This is a genomic window from Sediminimonas qiaohouensis DSM 21189 (assembly GCF_000423645.1).
Lineage (GTDB): Bacteria > Pseudomonadota > Alphaproteobacteria > Rhodobacterales > Rhodobacteraceae > Sediminimonas > Sediminimonas qiaohouensis.
Map to the genome: position 1 here is coordinate 1 of NZ_AUIJ01000047.1, position 8,133 is coordinate 8,133.

General features: G+C 62.2%; 6 protein-coding genes. 3 read left to right on the forward strand and 3 right to left on the reverse strand.

What is annotated here, in order from left to right; translation table 11 throughout:
- Together G568_RS0117240 and G568_RS19390 are read right to left on the reverse strand one after the other, a co-directional pair.
- The coding region (locus G568_RS0117240) for an IS5/IS1182 family transposase (RefSeq protein ID WP_026757473.1) at positions 1-262 on the reverse strand (262 nt) is incomplete at its 3' end.
- Positions 263-301: 39 nt separating this feature from the next.
- On the reverse strand, positions 302-1,087 hold the full coding sequence (locus tag G568_RS19390) for an ABC transporter transmembrane domain-containing protein (RefSeq protein ID WP_211222280.1): 786 nt from the start codon (positions 1,085-1,087) through the stop codon (positions 302-304).
- Between the two features lie 794 nt (positions 1,088-1,881).
- Between G568_RS19390 and G568_RS0117260 the strand changes: the two genes are divergently transcribed.
- The 3 genes from G568_RS0117260 to G568_RS0117270 all read left to right on the forward strand — a co-directional run bounded on the left by G568_RS0117260 (position 1,882) and on the right by G568_RS0117270 (position 6,121).
- A complete protein-coding gene (locus G568_RS0117260; protein WP_026759138.1) occupies positions 1,882-2,436 on the forward strand; it encodes a hypothetical protein in 555 nt (184 codons plus the stop codon).
- A 125-nt stretch (positions 2,437-2,561) separates the two neighbouring features.
- A complete protein-coding gene (locus tag G568_RS0117265) occupies positions 2,562-4,367 on the forward strand; it encodes a hypothetical protein (RefSeq protein WP_026759139.1) in 1,806 nt (601 codons plus the stop codon).
- Positions 4,368-4,378: 11 nt separating this feature from the next.
- Positions 4,379-6,121: a hypothetical protein gene (locus tag G568_RS0117270; RefSeq protein ID WP_026759140.1), complete on the forward strand. Its 1,743-nt coding sequence runs from the start codon at positions 4,379-4,381 to the stop codon at positions 6,119-6,121.
- 862 nt (positions 6,122-6,983) lie between these two features.
- On the opposite strand, the gene G568_RS0117280 is transcribed toward G568_RS0117270, so the two are convergent.
- Complete coding sequence (locus G568_RS0117280) at positions 6,984-8,051, reverse strand: IS110 family RNA-guided transposase (protein WP_026758435.1); 1,068 nt, start codon at positions 8,049-8,051, stop codon at positions 6,984-6,986.
- Positions 8,052-8,133: the final 82 nt, after the last annotated feature.

An 8,133-nucleotide genomic window follows, 5' to 3' on the forward strand; every position in this document is an offset into this window, starting at 1 on the left:
AGTCCAGGTCGACCAAATGCAGCAGGCTCTCGACGAAGCCTGTGGTCTGGCGTAGCGCCATGCCGAACAACACTTTCATCGTCAAGCATGTCTGGATAGCGGTGTCGCTGTAGGTCTGCTGCCGACCGCGCTTACCGGTCGGCGCAGCCTCCCAGATCATCTCCGGGTCAAACCAGACTGTCAGCGAGCCACGGCGCTTGAGCGCTTCGTTATAGGCCGGCCAGTTCCTGGTCTTGTAGGTTGGGGGTGTGGGTCTGCTCATGTCGCCCAGCTACCACACTGGATTCGCGACATGAATCCCTCACGCGCTTTGTGCAACAGAGCCCTCCAGCACCGTCGAAGACAGAAATGCGATCCGCAGAACCGCCATCGTGCGTGTGCGAAGGGTCTCGGCCCGTTCGCTGAAATCCGCCGTCACCCTGTCGGCCGCGCCGAGCAGCCGAATATCAAGCATCGCCGTCAGGCGTTCCATCGTAAGCTCGTTCAGGCTACCGATTTCTTCCATCTGCCGCCGCGAGGCATCCTCGGCCGCCATGCCGACAAGCGCCATGAACACCGGGATCAGCGGCCCCGCGACAAGCAGAACAAGACCAGCAACCCAAGAGACGCTGAACGCCAGCACCAGCAGCAACAATGGCAGGATGCTGACCCGCGTCATTGCCACGTGATACCGGGTGATCCAGGGCTGCAGAAGCGGGAGCTTCTCGACAGCCATGGCGGCGATGCCGGCCGATCCGGTTGCCGATATTGCGCGTGCTTCCCGCCGGATCAGCGCCTCGCGCTCGCGCGCGATGGTTTGATCCGCCGCGCGGAACAGCAGCCGCCCCGACCGGTGCTCAAGCGCCGCGCGCAGCAGGCCGCCCGCCATGAAGAGAGCCGCAGCCGGCGCTGCCGTTTCCATAGGAGGGGCCCCGGCGGCCCACCCGGATACGGCCCACGCGATGCACGCGGCTTGTACCGGCCAGATCGCTCCGCCCAGCACGGCCAGCCAGCCGGCCTTTCGCACATCGGCAGCAACCGGTGCGATGATCCTGTCTTTCGTGCGCGCCCTCTGACTGGACGCGTCGATGTCGTTTCGCCTTGTCATGATGTTGCGCTAGCACCTTTCACATTGCCGTTGCCATTCTGCATTGAGTTGCACACACCAATGATCACGGCGTCTTGATCGGTAAACAGCGCGGCCAAGCTTGCCCTCGGCGCCCGAGCCGTCCTCCTTGGCCGCCTCGCCGGTCTCGAGGCTGCCCAGAACGCCCAGCTCGCCCTCGACGGAATCAATGTGCCATATGTGGACGACCACCTCCCTGCAAGAATTCTTTGATGATTTGATCGGATCGCTTGCGTTCATATGTCCGGCCTGTTGGTGCGCTCGCACATGAACGCTGGCCAAGATGGATTCCGCGACGTGGGTCCCAAACAAGGTGACGGCCACATCGGGCCATTGGCACATACGGGGTGTCCCACGTCTCGGATCGATTTATCACACCATCTTCAGGTTTCATGCAAGTTCACGCATCAGCCCAATACGGTAGCGACTTTCTCCTGCTCACCGTGCCTGGCCAATCTCGTCACGCCGCGCAAGTCACAGCCGGTCGCCTGGAAGCTTTGCACGACGATGAAGGCCGAGGACGTGACCGTCACGCTGGATCTGGCGTTGGAAGCCCCACATGCTCGGATGGTCGGAGTCCCAGCGTCACGAGACTTCCTCGTGAAAAGAGCATGTAAGTGCATCCACGCTCCGCCCAACGGCTCATCTCCCATGAGCAAGAGATCCCGAAGGACAAACGACTAAGCTATTGCCGTACACGCAATATTTGTCGGGATAAAAAATCTTTTTCCGTGTCGTAGGCATTCATCCCAGTTCCCTTTCAAAAGGAACAGAACATGCCGAACACATCCTCTCCCAAGGCCTGCAAGGCTGCGAAAATCACCCCATCTTCCCAAGCGACGAACGCCGATTTCGAGAAATTCTTTGGCGAGTGCGGGGACGACACCCGGCGCAAGATCTTCCGGTATCTCGGGCTCCCGAAGCGAAAGAAGCAGCCCTGGGGGGAGTTCTGGAATGCTGTCGGTCTTGACCCAGAACAGCCCGAGGAGCTCTGGGAAGACCTAACCCATGGAAGCGACGGCAAGAACGGGCTCTGGGATGCCGCCCGGGTCGCCGAAGAGATCGGTCTCGCCGCTTCCACGGTGAACGGCTATTGCCACAAGAAGAGTTTTCCCGACGACTTTCCCAGGCCGTTGATCGACGCAAGCAAGAAGACGCGCCTTTGGCTGCCTCTCGAGGTGAGGGCCTATGTTCGGTCGTCGATCTACCGAGCGCGGGCGGAAAAGATCCGGCGAAAACCGACGCGTCGAACTGCGGCCAAGAAGGCCGAACGCATCCCCTACACCGGCACGATGCAACCGCTCCCTCCGCGGTCTGCGGACGCGGGATGACGCCCGCTCCCCACCTCTGGCCGAGAACGCAATCCGCATTCCGTAAGGGAAATGCGGATCTCGTTTCTGCCTGAGCCGAAACGACCAACATTCTTCCCAGAACCCAACACCAGAAAGGCTCCTTCATGCTTAAAACCCTTGACCAGATGACCCTTGCAAAGGCCACACCCGCCTCTCACCGCACCTGGGCAGCAATCTCGACATTTCTCGGCGACAAGGTCGCTACCGGCACCTCTAAGAGCTCTGCGGCCAAGATCCGGAGCGCCGTCAATGGTCTGCTGAAAGCCAAGGGGGTCATGGCAGAGAATGCGCCTCTGGGCCTCGAATGGTTCGACCGGATGTTCCCGGTCAATGGCTGGGACCCGACAACCATGCCTTTCGAGCAGGCGACCTACCAGGACTACCGCAACCGTGTCCGCCCTCTGCTCGAGGAAATGCTGGGTGTGAGCGAGGAGAAAAAATGCATGCGTGCGGCGGTCGACAAGTGGGACGAAGCCGCCGCCGAGTTCGAGCGTCTCGACACGATCGCGGGGCGCAACAGCCGCCAGAAGATGGTTCCCATCCGGAGCACCCTGACGATGGCGGCGCGCCGCACCGGCTTGGGACCCCGAGACCTCGCCCAGTCGGCGCTCATGGAACTGCACGACGCTGCGAAGAAGAGCGAGCGGACCAGTCTGCGGACCGCCTCTCGTATGATCTCTGAAGGCCAGAAAACGTCGGCGGCGATCGCCCGCCTGTTTCCGCATCCGATTCGGCCCATCGAGGTTGACGGGGCATTTCGCTACAACGTCCCGGCCCACTTCGCCACGGAGATCGAGGAATTCGTCGAGCGGGCCGCGCGGATCAGGTATATCCGCGCCAAGAAAGTCCATGAATACGTGAGGGATCGCACCCGCATCGGCCTGAAGACCACCCTGCATGCGGTGATCGACGGTCTTGTCGCGACCGGGCATCTCGACCCGCGCGCCAACAGCTTTGCCCTGGTGCTGGAGAATCCGGAGGCTCTCGAGGATCTCCTCGGCCACATCGTGGACCGGATCGGAGAGGACGGGATCACCGCGCGGCATGCCACCACCCTGGTCAGCCGCCTCCCCTCGATCCTCGATCGGAACGGCATCGAAAGCCGCGTCCTGCGGGAGATCATCAAGGAGGTGGAGGAGCTTGGCCATCACTCGGACAAGGCAGGCATGCCCGATAAGACGAAGCGGCTGTGCCGGGCCCTCATCGAGAAGCGGAAATTCAGGAACGATTTCCTGCTCGCCCATGCCCGGCCGCGGCGGATTGCCCAGGACCTGCTGGCCACCGCAGCTAAGGAAGGACGCGACCTGACCCGGGGAGAGCGGCTTCAGGCCATCCGCCACGGTACCGTCGCGCTCTTCTGCGCAATCGAGATCGGTGGGGCGCCAGTGCGCGTCGAGAACCTGCTCGAAATGCCGTTGGGCGGAGACGACGCCTGGATAAGGCTGGCCGGCAAGGACGTTCGCGTCGTCATACCCGGAAACTTTGTAAAGAACGGCAAGGAGATCCGCTTCGAAATGCAGCCCGGTTCACACAAGTTCGCGGAAACGGTGCGCTGGTATATCGACAATATCCGCCCGCTGATCCTCACCGACCCGGACTCGGGCAAGACCGCCCAAAGCCCCTGGCTTGTGCCCATGCTGAGCGCGCCCCACCGGCCGTGCCCCTACGAGACGTTCCACGGCTGGTTCGTCCGCATCATGCGCGACGTCGTGGGCGTCCCCTGCACCCCGCACAATTTCCGGCACGGACAGGCCTCGCTGCTCTACCACCGTTACCCGGAGCGCATCGGGTGGATCGCGGTGCGCCTGGGCGACACCCAGGAAACGGTGATCAGGCACTATGCCTGGGTTCATGCGGAGCAGGCGATGGCCGAAGGCCAGCGGCTCGTTACCGAAATGATCGAAGCATAGGAGTTAGAAACATGAAGAAGGATCTGCGAGGCAGGGAGGCGCTGAAAGGCGCCCCCGAGCTTGTCGATGTGGCGGACTCTCCCGCCTTTACCTCCGTCACGGTGCAGGACCTGAGGAAGCTCGCAGAGCTCATCCGGGACTATTCCGGAGGCTCCCTGGCCGGCATTTCGCTCGAGAGCGCCACCGCTTTCGGGGGAACCAGCCGTCACCGGTTCCAATGCGCGCAGCGCGCATTGCGCACCCTCGTCGGAACGGACCATCCGGCCACAAAGGCGTTGTTCGCAGCCCTGCGGAACCACGGGGCAGCGAACCGCAAGGGATCGCGGCACAGGGACGACCGGACACGGGAAGCCATCCTGCACGGCACGCGTTGGACGCCCTTTAGGGAGATCGACGCCACCCGGACCATGCCCATGAACGAGTTGCGCGCGCTCGACCGGTTCCTCGCGTTCTGCGAGACGGATGGCCGTGGCACGGAGACTGAAGACTTCCTCGCCTTCGTGTCGGATCGGGAGTCCTCGATGCTGCTCCGCACGCTCCGCGGGGGGCTCGAGAAGCTCCTCACCTCCGCTCACCCCGCTGTCGTGGCAGTGGAGCAAGCGCGAAGCCTGAAAGAGGCGGATCGTTACCAGCGGCGGAAACCCGCCCCGACCTGCAAAGATGTGGCAAGACCTCTCGCGTACTCGATCCCGCGCGACCGATTGCCGGCCGACTGGCTCCGTGTCCTGGACACCCTTCTGGCAGGCAAGCGTTATCGCGGTAAAAAGCTGGCGCCGAAAACCGTGCAAGGCATGACCGACGCCGCGTGCCAGCTTGTCCGGGCTGCCCGTGAAAGCGGGTTGCCGGACGAGATCAGCCTCGATACGATCGGTGCCTACGACCAGGCGCTGGAAGGTCGAGGCGTCCGGGCCAGTAGCCGCAGCATTCTTTTCGCGTCTCTTCGCATGTTGGCAAAACGCTTGGGACACAGTGACGAACTGCTGGCTGATCTCCGGGATCTGGTCGGCCATTACGAGCGTGAAGCGAAAGGCGACATGAAGGTCAAGGAAGCCCGGCTTGCCGACCTTCCGGACCTCCAGGCGATCTTCGACCTGGCCAACAGGCTTCTCGATCTCGCTCCCGGGACCATGGACCGTCGGAAGCGCACCACGCTCTATGTTGATGCCGCTGCTCTGCCGTTCCTCTCACTGATCCCCCTGCGCAACCACGATACCCGCCTCTTGTGGGGACAGCACATCGTTCACATCGGTGACGATGATCCGGCGGATTGGGGACTGGAAGACAAGGATGAGCTGGTGTCCTACTATCTCGATCTTCGCACATCGAAGACGGACAGCGCCTTGTCCGGCCCTTTGTCCCCGATCCTCACGCCCTTTCTGGACGCCCTGATTCTGCGCGGCCAGGACGAGCGAATGTTGCCGGATCTTCGGGATGCGATCATGAAGGCCCGGGCCCCTGTCTTTCCCAAGAGCAACGGGGCGGCGCGCAACGTGCATAACCTGTCCGAGCGGTGGCGCAAGCACCTCGGCACCGGGTCCATCATCAGCCGCACCCGCATCCACACGCTTCTGGGAGCGCTCGGGGAAAATGGCACGCGTGCGGCCCTCGCGCTCTGCGCCCAGAGGTCTGCCCGGACCGCGAAATGGTACCAGGCGGAGAGCCTCGCGGGACGGTGCATGCTCGAAAGCCAGGACATGATCGCGGGATTGATCGAGTTGGGCGCAGAGGAAGATGGCCTGCTGAGCCGTCTGTGAGCCCGGACACAGCGTCACTTTCGAGCACGCAGGGTCTGTTGGTGCGAGACGCACTCAGCCGCGCCGCTTCGGACCGATCGAGCCAGCGGCAATTGCCCGGGAAATTGCCGCGGGTCTTGCCAATGCGCGCGAAGGACGTTCCGCCGCGCGGCGGTTGGCCCACGTCCTGCAGGAACATGTCGAATTCCCACCAAGACTCGTGGTCCTCGACGCCCGGCCGATTCTCCTTCAGCGCATGTGGGTTCGTCGCAGTATGATTGATGTACGGCCAAACCTTGTAGGCCTTGGTCTTGACAGATCTCGCCCCTTTGCGGCGGGAGCGCAAACATCAATGCAACCATTCGTTCAACCCTCATGATGCTGCGGCGCAACCTCCACAGCCCCCGCTACGAATTCAACGACGCGATCCTGCCGGTCGGCGTCGCTGTGTTCTGCGCAATCGCGAAAGGGGCGATCACGGCTCCGTCGATTTGACTTCGAGGGATGGCTTCTGACGATCCAGTGCGGCAAAGCATGGGGGGCGTGCAAGAGACGAAAGTGAACCGACACTAGCGACTTGCGCGAAGACCGAAGAACGACAGCTCTTCGCCCTATGTGCCGGGTTTCACACAGCCTCGGCCCATATGTATGTGTCGGCTGCTGTTCGCAATTGAGAAATTGGCACGATTTCGGAAATCGCTCATATGTATCCGGCCTGTTGATCGGCTCGCGGGCCGTGGCCTTGATGGGGTTACGCACGCGCCGTGGTCTCATTAGCCGCAAGGTCGATGATGACCCAGTGGGCCGTCAGACTCTGGGCGCGTATTTTCTCCGTTCCATGCTGCCCTCTCTTTCGCGAACTCTGTGGTGGCCGTGGTAGGCGTCAGATCGCTTCCATGGCCGCGTCTCGTGGGGCGTCGAACCGGGTGCCGTGGCGCAGAAGGCTCCAGGCGGTTCGGGCGAGCTTGTTGGCGAGCGCTACGGCCGCTTTGTTTCGGGGCATGCGTGCGACCGCTTCGGTCAGCCACGGACCAAAGCTGAAGTCGGACCATCGGTGTGGCCGCATCATGATCACTTTCGCCGCCTGAACGAACAGCATCCTGAGGTAGCGGCTGCCGCGCTTGGTGATCCGGCCGAGAATAGTGCGTCCGCCGGTGCTGAATTGTCGAGGCACCAGGCCAACCCATGCCGCGAAATCGCGCCCCCGGCCGAAGGCCTCGCCTTGGCCGACGGCCGCGACCATCGCCGTCGAAATCATCGGTCCGATGCCAGGTATCGTCATGATGTTGGCGCAGTTCTCTTCGGTTCGGCTGATCTCTTCGATCTCACCCGAGACATCCTCGATCCGTTTGTCCAGCCAAAGCCAGTCGCCGTAGAGCCCGATCAGGATGCCGCGCATCCGGGGCGAGATCTCGTCCCGCCGCTGTTCGAGGATCGTCTCGAAGGAATTCTTCAGCGCCCGTAGTCCCGGCCTGACGGTGATGCCCTGTTCGATCAGGAAGGCCCGGATCTGGTTGATGGTGGCGGTGCGCCGCGAAACCAGCCGTGCCCGGACCCGGTGAAGGGCCTGAAGGTCGAGCTGATCTTGGTCTTTCTCCGAAACGGTCCGAAGGTTGGGCCGCAACGCGGCTTCTGCGATCGCCTCGGCGTCATTGTAATCGTTCTTCTGGCCCTTGTTGAACGGCTTCACGAAAATCGCCGGTATGATCCGCGACTCGAACCCCATGCCCCGCAGCGTTCGGCTGACAAAATGGGCGCTGAGGCAAGCCTCCATTCCCACGATGCAGCGTGGGAGTTGCTCAAAAGTGGCATTCAGGGCCAAGCGCTTGATCTGCTTGCGCATGACCAGTTGGCCGGACCGGTCGAACCCGACCAGGTGAAACGTATCCTTTCCGATGTCGATCCCAACGACGGCGAGGTCTTCGATGCTTCCTGTCTTGTTTGCACACATGGCTACTTCTCCTTTTTGCACGGTTGATCCCTCTTCAGGATAACCCAACGGTGGGGAAGCAGCCGACACATCCCATTAGCCG

Coding starts and splice junctions, on each gene's coding strand:
- G568_RS19390 (WP_211222280.1), bottom strand. CDS start 1,087: ATGACAAGGCGAAACGACATCGACGCGTCCAGTCAGAGGGCGCGCACG.
- G568_RS0117260 (WP_026759138.1), top strand. CDS start 1,882: ATGCCGAACACATCCTCTCCCAAGGCCTGCAAGGCTGCGAAAATCACC.
- G568_RS0117265 (WP_026759139.1), top strand. CDS start 2,562: ATGCTTAAAACCCTTGACCAGATGACCCTTGCAAAGGCCACACCCGCC.
- G568_RS0117270 (WP_026759140.1), top strand. CDS start 4,379: ATGAAGAAGGATCTGCGAGGCAGGGAGGCGCTGAAAGGCGCCCCCGAG.
- G568_RS0117280 (WP_026758435.1), bottom strand. CDS start 8,051: ATGTGTGCAAACAAGACAGGAAGCATCGAAGACCTCGCCGTCGTTGGG.